Genomic DNA, 15,257 nt, shown 5'->3' with positions numbered 1-15,257 from the left:
CAGGGGCGGGGCGCCGGGGTGCACCGCTTGCGGGCGGCTCACACGAACGGGGGCGATCCGTCGAGCGGACGTCCGAGGATGCCGGGGCGCCGCTGCCAGGGGCGCGGACCGGTGGGCGGCCGGTAGCTCACGCCCAGCGCGTCCAGACGCGCGTAGTGCGCCGCCATGCGCCCCTCGAACTCCGTGAAGTCCCTCTCGGGCGACGGCGGCAGGGCGGACCAGACGACCTCGGCGAAGGCGGCGAGCCGGGGAAAGGTCTGGTAATCGACGCGGCGGCGGTCCTCCATCACCTCGGTCCAGACGTTGGCCTGGGCGCCCAGCACATGGCCGGCCTCGGCCTCGCCGAGCTGCGGGGGAACCGGTTCGAAACGGTAGACGTCCTCCAGGGTGCGGACATAGCCGATGGGCACCGGCTCGTCGTCGCCCGCGGCCTGCCGGTGGTCGAAGTAGACCTGCTGTTCGGGGCACATGACCACGTCGTGACCGGAGCGGGCCGCGGCGATACCGCCCGCGTAGCCCCGCCAGGAGGCCACCGCGGTGCCGGGCGCGAGCCCGCCGGCGCGCTCCGTGCCGCCCTCCAGGATCTCGTCCCAGCCGATCAGCCGGCGGCCGCGCTCCCGGAGCCAGAGCCCGAAGTGCCGGATGAACCAGCTCTGGAGCTCGTCCTCGTTCGCCAGACCGAGGTCGCGAATGCGCGCCTGGGCGGCCGGGGACGCCTTCCACTGGTCCTTGGGGCACTCGTCGCCGCCGAGGTGGACGAAGGTGCCGGGGAACAGTTCGAGGACCTCCTCCAGCACGTTCTCGTAGAAACGGAGCGTGTTGTCGGTGGGGGAGAGTACGTTCGGATTGGTGCGCCAGGTGGTGAGGACGCCGAGGGAGGCGGTGTCCACGACATCGGAGTTGCCCAGCTCCGGATAGGCGGCGATGGCGGCGCCCGAGTGCCCGGGGATGTCGATCTCGGGTACGACGGTGATGTGCCGCTCGGCGGCGTAGGCCACGATCTCGCGGATGTCGTCCTGGGTGTAGTGACCGCCGTGCGGGCGCGGGTCCCACAGGGGTGAGGCGCGGTGGCCCAGTTTGGTGCGCGGGCGCCAGCCGCCGACCTCGGTGAGCTTCGGATAGCGCCGGATCTCCAGCCGCCAGCCCTGGTCATCGGTGAGATGCAGATGCAGCACATTGAGCTTGTGCGCGGCGAGCAGGTCGACATAGGCGAAGACGCCGTCCTTGGGCATGAAGTGCCGCGCCACGTCGAGCATCAGACCGCGCCAGCGGAAGCGGGGGGCGTCCTCGACGCCGAGGGCGGGCAGCCGCCACTGGTGCCGGGCGGGGTCGATGGGGGCCCGGCGGAAGGCGTCCGGGCCGAGGAGCTGACGGAAGGTCTGGGCGCCCCAGAAGACACCGGTCTCGCTGCCGCCCTCCACGACGGTTCCCCGGTCGTCCACCACGACGCGATGGCCCTCGGGGCCGAGTCGGCGCTCCAGGTCGGGGTCGAGGCGCAGCAGGACCCGGCCCCCGCCGCCGTCCGCGTCTCCGTCCCCGTCTCCGGGGCCGTGCGGGGCCAGGGGCAGTCCGGTGGCCGCCCCGACGGTGGCGCGCAGCCAGCGGGCCACGCGTTCGGTGCCGGGGCGGGCCTCGATCCGGGTGTGCTCGTCGAGGAGCGGGCCCTCGCCGCCGGACAGGGTGGCCCAGGTCCGCCGCGGGGCCGGGACCAGGCCGTGGGCCGGGGCTTTCGCGGGGTCGGGAATGGGGCCGGGGGTGGAGGTGGAGCCGGCGGGTCCGGGCATGGGTGTCCGTCCTTAGTCCTTCACCGCGCCGCCCAGCCCGGAGACCAGTCGGCGCTGTACGAGTACGAAGAAGACCAGCACGGGGATGGTCATGACGGTGGACCCGGCCATGATCCCTCCCCAGTCGTTGCCCTCGTCCTTGAAGAAGACCAGCAGCGCCATCGGGAGTGTGGAGTTCTCGGTCGCGCTGATGATGAAGGACTTGGCGAAGAGGAAGTCGTTCCAGGCGGAGATGAAGGAGAAGACGCTCGTCGCGACAAGTCCGGGGAAGACCAGGGGGAAGAGGATCTGCCACAGGAAGCGGGAGCGGCTGGCGCCGTCGAGGTGGGCCGCCTCCTCCAGCGACTCGGGCACGGCCTTGACGAAGCCGCGCAGCATCCAGATGGCGAACGGCAGCGAGAAGGCGATGTGCGGCACGATCAGCGAGCCCAGGGTGTTGAGCCCGATGCCCGGCACCGTCTCCCCCAGGTCCCGCATCAGGAAGAACATCGGGATGGTCAGCGCCTCGATCGGCACCATCTGGGCGACCAGGAACATGATCAGCAGCGTGGTGCGGAGCCGGAAGCGGAAGCGGGTGACCGCGGTCGCGGCGAGAAAGGCGATCAGTGCGGAGACCACCACCACCACGGCGGCCACGAACAGGCTGTTGAGGAAGTAGCGCCCGAAGTCCTGCTGTTCGAAGACGCGCCGGAAGGAGTCCAGCGAGGGCGAGGTGGTCCAGGGGCGGGGCTCGGTGGACTGGATCTCGCCCTCGGGTTTGAAGGCGGACAGCACCATCCAGTAGAGCGGGAAGGCGACCACGGCGGCCACCAGCAGCGCCGTGGCCTCGGCCAGCAGCCGCCAGGGGCGGCGCACCCGCAGCCGGGCGCGGGAACGGCTCACAGTTCTTCTCCCTGACGTCGCAGCAGTCGCAGATAGACCAGGGTGATCACCAGCAGGATCAGCAGCATCACCACGCCGATCGCCGAGCCCAGGCTGTACTGCGAGGACGCGAACGCCTTCTGGTACGCGTACACGTTGAGCGTGAGGTTCTGGCCGGCGATCCCGCCGCCGTCGGTCATCACATAGATCTGGGTGAAGATCTTGAAGTCCCAGATGATCGACTGGATGGTGACCACGATCAGGATCGGCCGGAGCATGGGCGCCATGACCGAGCGCCAGGTCCGCCAGTGGGAGGCGCCGTCGAGCGAGGCGGCCTCCAGGACCTCCCCCGGGATGGCCTTGATGCCCGCGTAGACGGTGACCATGACGAACGGGAACGAGCACCAGACCACTTCGAACAGCACCAGCGCGAAGGCGCTGTAGCGGTCGTAGGTCCAGGAGAAGTCCTCGAAGCCGGAGAGCCCGAGCCACACCAGGACCTTGTTGACCGGTCCGTAGTCGGGGTCGAAGAGGAAGACCCAGACGGTGGAGCCGGTGATGCCCGGGGTGGCCCAGGCGCCGAGCGCGGCGAGCATCAGCGCCAGCCGCGGCAGCGCCCGGACCCGGGTGAGCAGCACCGCCAGCGCGCAGCCCACCGTGAGGGTGGAGACCACGCAGACGGCGGCGAAGACCAGGGTGGCGGTCGTGACCTCCCAGAACTGGCTGTCGCCGAAGAGCTGGGAGTAGTTGGCGAAGCCCTGGAAGGTGGTCGGCTCACCGCCGCTCACCTGTGCCTGGGTGTACTCCAGGAAGGAGATCAGCCCGAGCTGGTAGATGGGGTAGACGAGCAGCCCGCCCAGGACCACGAGGGCCGGGGCGAGGTAGAGCCAGGGAGTCCAGGCCCCCCGCGGCCTGGCTCCCCCCACGGCTCCGTTCCTGGCCGCGCGACGCGGCCTGGCGTGCTTGGTGGTGGTGCCGGGACTCACTGTTCGAAGGCCTCGTCCATCTTCTTCGCCGCGTCGGAGGCCGCGTCATCGACGCTCTTACGGCCGCTGATGACCTCCTGGAACATGGTGGGCAGCACCAGCTGGGCATCGATCGAGGCCCAGCCGGGATGTGCGGGGACGAACTTGGCGCTGTCCGAGAGCGTCTTGACGAACGGCTTGACGAACGGCTCCTTGTGCGCGGCCGCGCCCCGGACGTCGGTGAAGGTGGGCAGGAAGCCCATCGCGTCGAACAGCTTCGCCTGCGTCTTCTTGCCCGCGAGGGTCTTCAGCAGCTCCACCGAGAGGGTGCGGTGGCTGGTGCTCTTGAGGATGCCCAGATTGTTCCCACCTGCGAACGCGGGGGCCACCTGCCCCTTCTTGACGCCGGGCAGCGGGATCACCGCGTACTTGCCCTTGCTCTTGCCCGCCTCGATGGCCTGGTGGTTGAAGTCACCGGCGATCGCCATGGCCGCCTTGCCCGAGGCGAACGCCTGGACGGTGTCGTTGCCGCCCCACTGGGCGCACTTGGCGGCCGGGCAGTTGTCGTTGCCGAAGAGCGAGCTGTACGCCTTGATGCCCTTTTTGGCGTCGGCGCTGTCAATGGCCGCGTCGTACTGATTGGAGCCGAACTTGCCCTTTTCCGTCGCGATGTCGCCGCCATTGGCCCAGATAAACGGCATCGCGGCGTAGGTGGAGGCACCACCCACCGCGAGACCGTACATATTCGGACGCTTGGCGCGGATCTTCTTCGCGGTGGAAATCAACTCGTCCTGGGTGGCCGGCGGCTTGAGGCCGAGGTCCTTGAAGACGTCCTTGCGGTAATAGAGCGCCCGTACCCCGACGAAGAGCGGCGCGCCGTACACCTTGCCGCCGATGGTGACCGAGTACTCCGTGGTCGGGTCGGTGTTCATGGCCTCGTCCCAGGCGCCGAACTCCTTGCTGATGTCGAGCAGTCCGCCGTCCTTCACATAGCCGGCGGTGTCGGTGTTGCCGTACTCGATCAGATCGGGTGCGCTCTTGGGATCGTTGAAGGCCGCCTTGACCTTCTGTGCCCGGGTGTTGACGGGAATGTAGCTGACATCGACCTTTACGCCGTCATGTTCCTTTTCGAACTTGGCAACGGCGTCGTCGACCACATCCTCTTTCGGCTTGTTGGTGACCTCGCGGAAGAGCCATACCCGCATGGTGCCGGTCTTGTCGTCGTTCTTGGAGCTGTTGTCGGACGTGGACGGTGCGCACGCGGTGGCGGTCAACCCCGCCAGGACCAGCGCCGCCGCGGGGGCGGTGACACGTCGGGAGAACATGGGGGGCTTGGACAGCTTCATGGGGACCCTTAGCAACAGGGCGTTGCATGTAATGCAACGCGCGTTTCGCTCAGCACAATATGCGTGAGGCTAAGGAACGTTGCCCGTCCGCGACAAGAGGTCTCAACCACTCCGTGACACAGGAAGTTTGCCGTTACCGCTTCGGCAACTCTTCGCCGGGGTATGCGGGCTCGGGATACGGCACCGCCTCCACCCGTGCTCCGGAGATCTTCAGACGGCCCGTCACCTCGCTCCAGTCCGGCCAGGAGCTCTCGATCCGCGCCAGCACACGGGCGCTCGCGACGAGGACGATCTCGCATCCCGGATCGTCCGCCCACTCCAGGAAGCGCGCCAGGGCCGGCTGCGACGCCGACACCACACAGCTGCCCGCGGGCGCGTAGCCGCGCTCCTCGGCCAGCCGTGCGCACCGCTCCAGCTGGGCGTCCCAGTCCTTCTCGAACTGGCAGTAGGTGCCCGCGGCTTCCGTGTCCGGCTCGTCGACCTCCCGCGCCCCGAACACCAGACTGACCGCCCGCGACGCCGACCCGTTCTCCGCACGCCCGCTCATGGGGGCGACACTACTGGGCGCGCACGGCCGCACGGCCGGGAACGCGTCAACCCCCACGCACCGGCCGGAACGCGCGCACCATGCGCACCAAACACGGCGCGGCACGTCCGGCCCGCGTCCCCGGGATGGGGGACGCGGGCCGGACGTGCCGCGCGCGAGGCCGTGGAGCGGGGGTGGTGGCGCCGCTCAGGGCGCCGGGGGGCTACTGCTTGCCGCCGCCCTTGCCGTCCTTGCCCTTGTCGTCGCCGCCGGAGCCCATGCCTTCGAAGATCTCCTTGCACATCGGGCACACCGGGTACTTCTTCGGGTCCCGTCCCGGGACCCACACCTTGCCGCAGAGTGCGACCACCGGAGATCCGGAGAGGGCACTCTCCATGATCTTGTCTTTCTGTACATAGTGGGCATAGCGCTCGTGGTCGCCGTCACCGTGCGACACCTGCGGTGTCGGCTCAACGAGGGTCCCCGTGCCTGCCCCGCGCTCGGGCTCAAGAGTGCTCATACAGCCCTAGGGTACTCATGCCCGCCCCGTGCGGCGGATGTGCGACCGGCCACGTTCCCGCCGGTGATCCGCTCAGGATCGCCCCGGGCCGCGCCCAGTTCACCGGGCTAGGGTCCGTCTTCGAAGGGGGCGTCCGGCCGCGAGCGGCGCCTGGTGCGGTACATCGCAAGGCGGAGGATCGCCCTCGTACTGGGCGTACTCGGGCGACTCCGACAACGCGGCGAGGTGCCGTGCCAGGCGTCGTGAGCAGGGCGGCCCCTTTGAAGACGGGCCCTAGTTCAGCGAGGGGTCGTCCGGATAGGTCGCGACCATCGCCAGTTCGCTGCGCTGGCGCCGCAGCACCGCCCGCCACAGCCGCTCCGGAGCCGGTGAGGAGACGTCCCCCGGCTCGGACTCCACCACGTACCAGGCGCCCTCGGACAGCTCGTCCTCCAGCTGGCCCGGCCCCCAGCCCGCGTACCCCGCGAAGATCCGCAGGCTGCCCACGGCCGCCGCCAGCAGCTCCGGCGGCGCCTCCAGATCGACCAGCCCGATCGCACCGTGCACTCTGCGCCACCCGAGTGGTCCGTCCTCGCTGCGCGTCGATTCCCGGCCGGAATCACCCGGGACCACGGCCACGCCCAGCGCGGAGTCCAGCGACACCGGACCGCCCTGGAAGACCACGCCCGGCTCCCCGGCCAGCGCGGCCCAGGACTCGAGGATGTCGCCGACCCCCACCGGGGTGGGGCGGTTCAGCACCACGCCGAGGGAGCCCTCCTCGTCGTGGTCGAGGAGCAGCACCACCGCGCGGTCGAAGTTCGGGTCAGCAAGCGCCGGCGTCGCGACAAGCAGCCGTCCTGTGAGCGAGGACACCTCGGTCATGGCCACATGATCCCGCATATCCGCGCCGGACGGGGAGTGGAATCCGACTCCCGTATGAGAGCAGGTCGGGGCGTACGACAGCAGGAGCGGCGCACGTGACTGTCGGCTCCCGGAAGGAAACGGAACGTGTTCTGTCCGATTCATGACGTCACGAGCGATGCAAGAGGCTTACGGAGGGGGTCTGCGCGGCTATTACTCTTGCCCTTTGGCCCCTTGCCCGTCTCAGGAACGCGAGACCAGATGACCCGCTCGAACGATGTCCTGCTCGTCCATGGCGGCACTCCGCTCGAGGGCGAGATCCGTGTCCGCGGCGCGAAGAACCTCGTGCCGAAGGCCATGGTCGCCGCCCTCCTCGGCAGTGCGCCGAGCCGGCTGCGCAACGTCCCCGACATCCGTGATGTCCGGGTGGTCCGCGGTCTGCTCCAGCTGCACGGGGTCACCGTGCGCCCCGGCGAGGAGTCCGGAGAGCTGGTGCTCGACCCCACCCACGTGGAGAGCGCCAACGTCGCCGACATCGACGCGCACGCGGGTTCCTCCCGCATCCCGATCCTCTTCTGCGGCCCGCTGCTGCACCGCCTCGGCCACGCCTTCATCCCCGGCCTCGGCGGCTGCGACATCGGCGGCCGCCCGATCGACTTCCACTTCGATGTGCTCCGCCAGTTCGGCGCGACCATCGAGAAGCGCGCGGACGGCCAGTACCTGGAGGCGCCGCACCGGCTGCGCGGCACCAAGATCCGCCTGCCGTACCCGTCGGTGGGCTCCACCGAGCAGGTGCTGCTGACCGCGGTGCTCGCCGAGGGTGTGACGGAACTCTCCAACGCCGCCGTCGAGCCGGAGATCGAGGACCTCATCTGCGTACTGCAGAAGATGGGCGCCATCATCTCCATGGACACCGACCGGACCATCCGGATCACCGGTGTCGACAAACTGGGCGGCTACAACCACCGCGCCCTGCCGGACCGTCTGGAGGCCGCCTCCTGGGCGAGCGCGGCGCTGGCGACCGAAGGCAGCATCTACGTCCGCGGCGCCCGCCAGCGAGAGATGATGACCTTCCTCAACACCTTCCGCAAGGTCGGCGGCGCGTTCGACATCGGTGACGAGGGCATACGGTTCTGGCACCCGGGCGGCAAGCTCAACGCCATCGCGCTGGAAACCGACGTCCACCCCGGTTTCCAGACCGACTGGCAGCAGCCGCTGGTGGTGGCCCTGACCCAGGCGTCCGGCCTGTCCATCGTGCACGAGACCGTGTACGAGTCCCGGCTGGGCTTCACCTCCGCGCTGAACCAGATGGGCGCGCACATCCAGCTCTACCGCGAGTGCCTGGGCGGCTCCGCCTGCCGCTTCGGCCAGCGGAACTTCCTCCATTCGGCGGTTGTCTCCGGCCCCACCAGGCTCCAGGGCTCCGATCTGGTCATCCCCGACCTGCGCGGCGGCTTCTCCTACCTGATCGCGGCGCTGGCCGCGCAGGGCACCTCGCGGGTCCACGGCATCGACCTGATCAACCGCGGCTACGAGAACTTCATGGCGAAGCTGATGGAGCTGGGCGCCAAGGTCGAGCTGCCGGGCGGCGGCGACGGGGCCTGACCCCGGCTCCCCCGGGCCGCTCCGGCCCCCGCTGAGCCCTCGATGAGCCCCTGACCCGCGCCGGGCCGCACCAGCGGCCCGGCGCGCGGCGTCAACGGGGCCGGAACGGCGCCAGAAGGCGGCTCAGGCGGCCGCGGGCCTCGGGACCACGCAAAAGGGCGGCCATCCCAACGGGTGGCCGCCCCTTCGCTACAGACGCTTACTTGCCCTTGGCGGCTTCCTTGAGCTTGGAGCCCGCGGAGACCTTCACGCTGAAGCCGGCCGGAATCTCGATCGGCTCGCCGGTCTGCGGGTTGCGCGCGGTGCGAGCGGCACGGTGGGTGCGCTCAAAGGTCAGGAAGCCGGGGATGGTGACCTTCTCGTCGCCCTTGGCGACAACCTCGCCGGTCACCTCGGCGAGGGCGGCCAGCACAGCGTCGGCGTCCTTGCGGGTCACCTCGGCGCGCTCGGACAGAGCGGCCACCAGCTCACTGCGGTTCATGTTGTACTCCCGTGTTCATCTTGCCAATGAGGCGTGAGATCGAAGCCGATGCTGCCAGGGCCCTCGGACAGTCCCCGGACCCGGGTCTGCTGTTCAGACCCTCGCGCCCGGAACGCATCCTGCCCCCACCTGTGGCGGGAAAGCCAATCCGGAACCCCGGAGAGTCACACGAAAAGCGCCGTGGCGGTCGTTTTCCTGCCCGCCACCCTATGGGTGCGCCGTGGACCCCACGGCGCGCGACGCGCCGTGCCCGGCCTAGACCGCCGTGGTGCCGGTCACAGCCTTGGCCGCCTCCCGGACGGCCCCGGCGACCGCGCCCGCCACCTTGTCGTTGAACACGCTGGGGATGATGTAGTTCGCGTTGACCTCGTCATCGTGGACCACATCAGCCAGCGCGCGGGCCGCCGCCAGCATCATCTCGGTGTTCACCGTACGGGACTGCGCGTCCAGAAGCCCACGGAAAACACCGGGGAAGACCAGCACATTGTTGATCTGGTTGGGGAAGTCGGACCGGCCGGTGGCGACCACGGCGGCGGTCTGGCGGGCGATCGCCGGGTCCACCTCGGGGTCGGGGTTGGCCAGCGCGAACACGATCGCGCCCTCGGCCATGGCGGCCACGTCCTCGCCGGACAGCACGTTCGGGGCGGACACGCCGATGAAGACATCGGCCTCCCGCACCGCCTCGCGCAGGGTGCCGGTCTCGCCCTCCGGGTTGGTGTTGTCGGCGATCCACCGCAGCGGGGACTCCGGGTCGGCGGAGACCAGGTCCTGGCGCCCGGCGTGCACCACCCCGTGGATGTCGGCGACGACCGCGTGCTTGACGCCCGCGGCCAGCAGCAGCCGCAGAATGGCGGTGCCCGCCGCGCCCGCGCCGGACATCACCACCCGCACGTCGCCGATCTTCTTGTCGACCACCCGCAGCGCGTTGGTCAGGGCCGCGAGCACCACGATCGCGGTGCCGTGCTGGTCGTCGTGGAAGACCGGGATGTCCAGGGCCTCGCGCAGCCGGGCCTCGATCTCGAAGCAGCGGGGGGCGGAGATGTCCTCCAGGTTGATCCCGGCGAAGCCCGGCGCGATGGCCTTCACGATCGCGACGATCTCGTCACTGTCCTGGGTGTCCAGGCAGATCGGCCAGGCGTCGATGCCCGCGAACCGCTTGAACAGGGCCGCCTTGCCCTCCATGACCGGCAGCGCGGCCTTGGGGCCGATGTTGCCCAGGCCGAGCACCGCGGAACCGTCGGTGACGACCGCGACGCTGTTGCGCTTGATGGTCAGCCGCCGGGCGTCCTCGGGGTTGTCCGCGATCGCCTGGCAGACCCGGGCGACACCGGGCGTGTAGACCATGGAGAGGTCGTCACGGTTGCGGATCGGGTGTTTCGACGACATCTCGATCTTGCCGCCGAGGTGCATCAGGAACGTACGGTCGGAGACCTTGCCGAGGGTGACTCCGTCGATGCCCCGCAGCTTCTCGACGATCTCGTCTGCGTGGGCGGTGGAGGTCGCGGCGATGGTGACATCGATACGGAGCTTCTCGTGACCGGAGGCGGTCACGTCGAGGCCGGTGACGGAGCCGCCGGAGGACTCCACGGCCGTGGTCAGCTGGCTGACCGCGGTACCGCTCGCGGGCACCTCCAGCCGGACCGTCATCGAGTACGAGACGCTGGGCGCCGTTGCCATGGCCGTCTTCCTCTGCTTTCCCTTGATTCAGCTCTCCGGCCACGGGGTAGCGGCCGCATCCTCAGATGGTTACACCTACCTTCCGGTACCAGGTAACCCAGCCCGACTTTCGGACATATTGTTCTGACATACGAGAGTGGGGTCAGCGGAGTGGAAAGCCCCACTCCTTCGCGCGAACCCCCCGCGAGGCGGACCGTCCGCCGACCGTGCCGCCCTAGGCTCTGCCGCGCACAGCGTCGAGGGACAACGAGGAGCGCCGGCATGGCTCAGGGCACCGTCAAGTGGTTCAACGCCGAGAAGGGCTACGGATTCATCGCCCAGGAAGGCGGCGGGCCGGACGTCTTCGTCCACTACAGCTCGATCGACGGCAGCGGCTACCGCAGCCTCGCGGACGACCAGCGGGTGGAGTTCCAGATCGTCCAGGGCCGCAAGGGGCCGCAGGCCGAAGAGGTCCGCGTCCTCTAGGACGCGGACCTCTTCGGATGCGTAGGGTGGCACCGGCCCGCCATGCTCGCCTCGCGGCAAGTGGTCGCTCGAAGCGACGAAGGTTGGGCCCGGGGGCTTGGATCGAGCCGGTGCCACAGCAAGGCTAACAAACCATCCCCGGAAGCGATTCCCTCCTCAGGGGTTGATTTCCGGGGCCGTTCCCACGGCCGCCGGCCGGGCCGGACACATCAGTCCCGCAGCAGGTCCGGGACGCCCCGGACATCCGGTTCGTCGCGCGCCCCGGACACCACCGTCAGCCGCTGGGTGGCGCGGGTCAGCGCCACGTACAGCACCCGCAGCCCCGCCGGGGACTCATCGGCGATCTCCGCCGGGGAGACCACGACCGTCGCGTCGTACTCGAGCCCCTTGGCCTCCAGACTGCCCAGCACCACCACCCGGCCGCCGAGTCCGTCCAGCCATCCGCGCGCCTGCTCACGCCGGTTCATGGCGACGACGACACCGACCGTGCCGTCCACCTCCGCCAGCAGCCGGACCGCCTCCGCGCGCGCCGCCGCGCCGAGGTCGCCGTTCTCCCCGGGCGCGAACCGCGGTTCGACACCGGTGGAGCGGACCGCCTCGGGTGACGGGGTGCCCGGCATCGCGAGCGCCAGGACCCTGGCGGCCAGCTCCGCGATCTCCGCCGGATTGCGGTAGTTGACGGTCAGGGTGAAGCGGCGGCGCGGCCGGGTGCCCAGCGCCTCGTCGCGTGCCGCACCGGCCTCGTCCGGGTCGGACCAGGAGCTCTGCGCGGGGTCGCCGACCACCGTCCAGGTGGCGTGGCGGCCGCGCCGTCCCACCATCCGCCACTGCATGGGCGTCAGGTCCTGTGCCTCGTCCACGATGACGTGGGCGTAGTCGGCGCGCTCGCGTTCCAGACGGTCGGCGCGGGTACGGCGCCGGCCGGTCCGGTCGGCGTAGGTGGTCAGTTCGTCCAGACCGGTGAGGTGGTCCAGTGGATCGGCCTCGCGGGGCGCGGCGGGCCGGGCGGGGGCGCCCAGCACCGTCTGGAGCTCGTCCAGCAGCGCCACGTCGTGGACGGAGAGCGGGCCCTGTCCGTCGTCGCCCAGCCGGGTGAGGGAACGGGCCACCAGCCGGGTCTCGCGGGGGTTGAGCACCCGCCGGGACCAGCGTCCGAGCCGCTTCTCGTCGGCCATCGCGGCGAGCACCGAGCGCGGGGTCAGCTCGGGCCACCAGGCGTCCAGGAACTCCTGGAACACGTCCTCGGAGGAGATGTCCTCGTCGAAACCCTCCCGGGCCTCGGCGGCCAGCTCGGGGTCGGTGTAGCGACGTTGGGCGCCGGAGCGCGCCCACAGCGCGTCCAGCAGCAGCCGGCGGGCGCGCGGGCGCAGCAGATTGACCGGGGCGGTGCCGCCCAGCGCGTGCTGCCGGATCCGGCGCAGCTCGTCGGCCTCCAGCTCCACCCGGGCGCCGAAGGCGACCACCCGCAGCCGCTCGGGCGGGCCGTCGGGTCTCTCTCCGGGGCCCGCGCCGGGTCTGCCGCCGCGGGGCAGCTCCAGGGCGCCGCGGGCCGCCTTGCGCAGCACTTTCTGCATCCGCGAGGAGCCCTTGATCCGGGCCACGGCCGGATCGTCGTAGGTGGTGGCCTCGGCGCCGTCCACCAGGGACCCGACGGCGCGGATGGCGACCTGCCCCTCCTCGCCCAGCGAGGGCAGCACGCCCTCGGTGTAGGCGACCAGCAGCGGGGTGGGGCTGACGACCAGGATGCCGCCCGCGTACCGCCGCCGGTCCTGGTAGAGCAGATACGCGGCGCGGTGCAGCGCGACCGCGGTCTTGCCGGTGCCGGGACCGCCCTCGACCTCGGTGACGGAGGCGGCGGGCGCCCGGATCACCAGGTCCTGTTCGGCCTGGATGGAGGCGACGATGTCGCGCATGGTGTGGCCGCGGGCCTGGCCGAGCGCCGCCATCAGCGCCCCGTCCCCGACCACCGGCAGCGCGCCGCCGTCGAGGGTCGCGGTCAGCTCCGGGCGCAGCAGGTCGTCCTCGACGCCGAGCACCCGGCGGCCCTTGCTGCGGATGACCCGGCGGCGGACCACCCGGCCGGGGGCGACCGGGGTGGAGCGGTAGAACGGCGCGGCGGCGGGCGCCCGCCAGTCGATCACCAGCGGGGCGTAGTCGGCGTCCAGGACGCCGATGCGGCCGATGTGCAGGGTCTCGGCGATCTCGGCGCGGTCGCCGTCCTCCGCGGAGCGGATGGCGTCGTCGGCGGGCTCCACGGAGGTGTAGGCACCGTCCGGACCGCGTTCGCCGTCCTTGCCGAGCAGCAGATCGATCCGGCCGAAGAGGAAGTCCTCGAATTCGCTGTTCAGCCGGTTGAGGTGGACCCCGGCGCGGAACACCTGGGCGTCCCGCTCGGCGAGTGCGCCGGGCGTGCCGACCTGGCCGCGCCTGGCGGCGTCGTCCATGAGGAACTCCGCCTCGTGGATCTTCTCCTCGAGGCGGTGGTACACCCGGTCCAGGTGCGCCTGCTCGGTCCGGATCTCGCGGTCCCGGACCCCGTCCCCGCCGTCCCGCGGCGGAGCCGTGCGGCTGTCATGCGTGGCGTTCTGCGCGGCCACCCAAGCCCCCTTCTGTCTCCCTAGGGCAGCCGTCAACCGTACACCCCTTTTGCGCCGTCTCCAGTGTCTCCCGCACGGGTCTCGCGTCCGGTCTCCCGCGCAGGTCGGACAGGTCACCGCCGATCCCGGCGGTGACCTGTGGACAGTGCGGTGACCGATGGACGGCCCGGAGCCCCTAGAGCTCGACCTTGGCCAGCCGCTGGCCGTCGAGGGTGCGGATCTCGAACCGGGCGATGTCCTCCTGGTTCATGGCGGCGCCGCCCTGGGCGTACAGCGGCTCCTTGCTCCAGCGCGAGCCGTCGCCGTCCTTGACGCCGTAGCCCGAGGTGGGCACGGCCCAGGTGGTCACCGTCTCCTCGTGGCCGTCCTTGCCGACGGCGACCAGGTCGCAGGAGCGCGGCCCCTTCACATTGCCCAGCTTGAGGGCGACGGCGGTGCCCCAGCCCTTCTGTTCGAGGGCGACGGAGGCGTCCACCTTGGTGACCGGGTCGACCGCGGTGAACTTCTTCTGTCCCTGCTCGTAGACCTGCTTGGCCGCGGCGGCGACCGGCGGCTTCCCGCCGCCGTCGTCGGAGGCGGCGGTGAGGGCGGCACCCGCGAGCGGGCCGCCGACAATGAGGACGGCGGCCGCGGCGACGAGGTAGAGCCGCCGTCTGCCGGACGCCCGGCGACCGGCCGTGACCTCGGTCAGCAATCGGTCGAGCAGTTCCGGCCCGGGGCGGGCGGTGAGCCCGGCCGGATCCGGGAGCGGCCGTCCGTCGGGGGCGGTGGCGAAGTCGGCCAGCAGCGGCGGGATGCCCATCAGTTCGTCGAGCTCGGCGGCGCACCGGTCGCAGCCGATGAGGTGCTCCTCGAAACGCGCCGCGTCGGCGGGGTCGAGCACGCCGAGCGCGTAGGCGCCGACGGCCGTGTGCTGCTGGTCGTCCGCTGCCGGCATCATGCCGTCACCCCCCGTTCCTGGAGCGAGAGCTTCAGGGAGCGCAGCGCGTAGAAGACCCGGGACCGCACCGTCCCCGGCGGTACACGCAACACCTCGGCCGCCTCACTCACCGTCCGTCCCTTGAAGTATGTCTCCACGAGCGCCTGTCTGTGCGCATCGGTGAGATCGGCGAGGGCGTCGGAGATGGTCATCTGGCGCAGGGCGCGGTCGATGTCGTCCGCGGCGGGCATGACCTCGAGGGGTGAGGCGTCGACTTCGTGGGGGCGGGCTCGGCGCTGCCGGTGGCCGTCGATGACGATGCGGCGGGCCACGGTCACCAGCCAGGGGCGTACCGACCCTCCCGCGCGCTGGAGTTGGTCGGCGTTCCGCCAGGCCCGCAGCAGCGTCTCCTGGACCACGTCCTCGGCGCGGTGCCGGTCGCCGGCCACCAGGCGCAGGACGAAGGCGAGAAGCGGGCCCGCGTGCTCCGCGTAGAGCGCGCGCATCAGCGCGTCGTCCGGTGTCGTCCTCTCGGTCACGAGGGCATCTTTGCGTACGCAAGCCGCCGGGTCGAGGGGGTACGGATGGGAATGGCACGGCGTTCACCGGGATTCCTGTGACGTTTACCGCAATTGCGGACTGAACGCTTCCGGGTGTGCGGCACGTACTGG

At 70.7% G+C, this 15,257-nt stretch carries 14 protein-coding genes; 2 read left to right on the top strand and 12 right to left on the bottom strand.

Features of this window, described 5'->3' with window-relative positions:
- Nucleotides 1–38: 38 nt before the first annotated feature.
- The 7 genes from HUT19_RS25420 to HUT19_RS25390 form a co-directional block, all read right to left on the bottom strand.
- Entirely contained in the window at nt 39–1,784 is a 1,746-nt protein-coding gene (locus tag HUT19_RS25420) for a beta-N-acetylhexosaminidase (RefSeq protein ID WP_176182679.1), read from the bottom strand.
- A 12-nt stretch (nt 1,785–1,796) separates the two neighbouring features.
- Nucleotides 1,797–2,666 (bottom strand): carbohydrate ABC transporter permease, encoded by an 870-nt coding sequence (locus tag HUT19_RS25415; protein WP_176182678.1) that lies wholly within the window; start codon nt 2,664–2,666, stop codon nt 1,797–1,799.
- Nucleotides 2,663–3,631, bottom strand: a complete 969-nt coding sequence (locus tag HUT19_RS25410) for a carbohydrate ABC transporter permease (protein ID WP_176182677.1) — start codon at nt 3,629–3,631, stop codon at nt 2,663–2,665. Before HUT19_RS25410 ends, HUT19_RS25415 begins: the two co-directional genes overlap by 4 nt.
- Nucleotides 3,628–4,956: an extracellular solute-binding protein gene (locus HUT19_RS25405; RefSeq protein WP_176182676.1), complete on the bottom strand. Its 1,329-nt coding sequence runs from the start codon at nt 4,954–4,956 to the stop codon at nt 3,628–3,630. The genes HUT19_RS25410 and HUT19_RS25405 overlap by 4 nt, the downstream gene beginning before the upstream one ends.
- A gap of 133 nt (nt 4,957–5,089) precedes the next feature.
- Nucleotides 5,090–5,503, bottom strand: a complete 414-nt coding sequence (locus tag HUT19_RS25400) for a hypothetical protein (RefSeq protein WP_176182675.1) — start codon at nt 5,501–5,503, stop codon at nt 5,090–5,092.
- A gap of 202 nt (nt 5,504–5,705) precedes the next feature.
- Nucleotides 5,706–6,002 carry a DUF3039 domain-containing protein gene (locus HUT19_RS25395; protein ID WP_176182674.1) on the bottom strand — a complete coding sequence of 99 codons (297 nt, stop codon included), beginning with the start codon at nt 6,000–6,002 and terminating at the stop codon, nt 5,706–5,708.
- 273 nt (nt 6,003–6,275) lie between these two features.
- Nucleotides 6,276–6,863: a YqgE/AlgH family protein gene (locus HUT19_RS25390; RefSeq protein WP_176182673.1), complete on the bottom strand. Its 588-nt coding sequence runs from the start codon at nt 6,861–6,863 to the stop codon at nt 6,276–6,278.
- Nucleotides 6,864–7,103: 240 nt separating this feature from the next.
- Between HUT19_RS25390 and murA the strand changes: the two genes are divergently transcribed.
- Nucleotides 7,104–8,447 carry a UDP-N-acetylglucosamine 1-carboxyvinyltransferase gene (murA, locus tag HUT19_RS25385; RefSeq protein WP_176182672.1) on the top strand — a complete coding sequence of 448 codons (1,344 nt, stop codon included), beginning with the start codon at nt 7,104–7,106 and terminating at the stop codon, nt 8,445–8,447.
- A gap of 199 nt (nt 8,448–8,646) precedes the next feature.
- Here the strand turns inward: murA and HUT19_RS25380 are convergent, their stop codons facing one another.
- Both HUT19_RS25380 and HUT19_RS25375 read right to left on the bottom strand, forming a co-directional pair.
- A complete protein-coding gene (locus tag HUT19_RS25380; protein ID WP_176182671.1) occupies nt 8,647–8,928 on the bottom strand; it encodes an HU family DNA-binding protein in 282 nt (93 codons plus the stop codon).
- A 255-nt stretch (nt 8,929–9,183) separates the two neighbouring features.
- Nucleotides 9,184–10,605 (bottom strand): NAD-dependent malic enzyme, encoded by a 1,422-nt coding sequence (locus HUT19_RS25375; RefSeq protein WP_176182670.1) that lies wholly within the window; start codon nt 10,603–10,605, stop codon nt 9,184–9,186.
- A 261-nt stretch (nt 10,606–10,866) separates the two neighbouring features.
- Here HUT19_RS25375 and HUT19_RS25370 point away from each other — a divergent pair, with 261 nt between their 5' ends.
- Complete coding sequence (locus tag HUT19_RS25370) at nt 10,867–11,070, top strand: cold-shock protein (protein WP_176182669.1); 204 nt, start codon at nt 10,867–10,869, stop codon at nt 11,068–11,070.
- Nucleotides 11,071–11,279: 209 nt separating this feature from the next.
- On the opposite strand, the gene HUT19_RS25365 is transcribed toward HUT19_RS25370, so the two are convergent.
- The 3 genes from HUT19_RS25365 to HUT19_RS25355 form a co-directional block, all read right to left on the bottom strand.
- Nucleotides 11,280–13,667, bottom strand: a complete 2,388-nt coding sequence (locus tag HUT19_RS25365) for a UvrD-helicase domain-containing protein (protein WP_176182668.1) — start codon at nt 13,665–13,667, stop codon at nt 11,280–11,282.
- A 175-nt stretch (nt 13,668–13,842) separates the two neighbouring features.
- Nucleotides 13,843–14,607, bottom strand: a complete 765-nt coding sequence (locus HUT19_RS25360) for an anti-sigma factor (protein ID WP_176182667.1) — start codon at nt 14,605–14,607, stop codon at nt 13,843–13,845.
- Complete coding sequence (locus tag HUT19_RS25355; protein ID WP_176182666.1) at nt 14,604–15,125, bottom strand: sigma-70 family RNA polymerase sigma factor; 522 nt, start codon at nt 15,123–15,125, stop codon at nt 14,604–14,606. The genes HUT19_RS25360 and HUT19_RS25355 overlap by 4 nt, the downstream gene beginning before the upstream one ends.
- Nucleotides 15,126–15,257: the final 132 nt, after the last annotated feature.

This window comes from Streptomyces sp. NA02950 (assembly GCF_013364155.1).
GTDB lineage: Bacteria > Actinomycetota > Actinomycetes > Streptomycetales > Streptomycetaceae > Streptomyces.
This window is presented reverse-complemented; position numbering and strand designations above follow the sequence as displayed.

Coding starts and splice junctions, on each gene's coding strand:
- HUT19_RS25420 (WP_176182679.1), bottom strand. CDS start 1,784: ATGCCCGGACCCGCCGGCTCCACCTCCACCCCCGGCCCCATTCCCGAC.
- HUT19_RS25405 (WP_176182676.1), bottom strand. CDS start 4,956: ATGAAGCTGTCCAAGCCCCCCATGTTCTCCCGACGTGTCACCGCCCCC.
- HUT19_RS25395 (WP_176182674.1), bottom strand. CDS start 6,002: ATGAGCACTCTTGAGCCCGAGCGCGGGGCAGGCACGGGGACCCTCGTT.
- HUT19_RS25360 (WP_176182667.1), bottom strand. CDS start 14,607: ATGATGCCGGCAGCGGACGACCAGCAGCACACGGCCGTCGGCGCCTAC.
- HUT19_RS25390 (WP_176182673.1), bottom strand. CDS start 6,863: ATGACCGAGGTGTCCTCGCTCACAGGACGGCTGCTTGTCGCGACGCCG.
- HUT19_RS25380 (WP_176182671.1), bottom strand. CDS start 8,928: ATGAACCGCAGTGAGCTGGTGGCCGCTCTGTCCGAGCGCGCCGAGGTG.
- HUT19_RS25370 (WP_176182669.1), top strand. CDS start 10,867: ATGGCTCAGGGCACCGTCAAGTGGTTCAACGCCGAGAAGGGCTACGGA.
- HUT19_RS25400 (WP_176182675.1), bottom strand. CDS start 5,503: ATGAGCGGGCGTGCGGAGAACGGGTCGGCGTCGCGGGCGGTCAGTCTG.
- murA (WP_176182672.1), top strand. CDS start 7,104: ATGACCCGCTCGAACGATGTCCTGCTCGTCCATGGCGGCACTCCGCTC.
- HUT19_RS25375 (WP_176182670.1), bottom strand. CDS start 10,605: ATGGCAACGGCGCCCAGCGTCTCGTACTCGATGACGGTCCGGCTGGAG.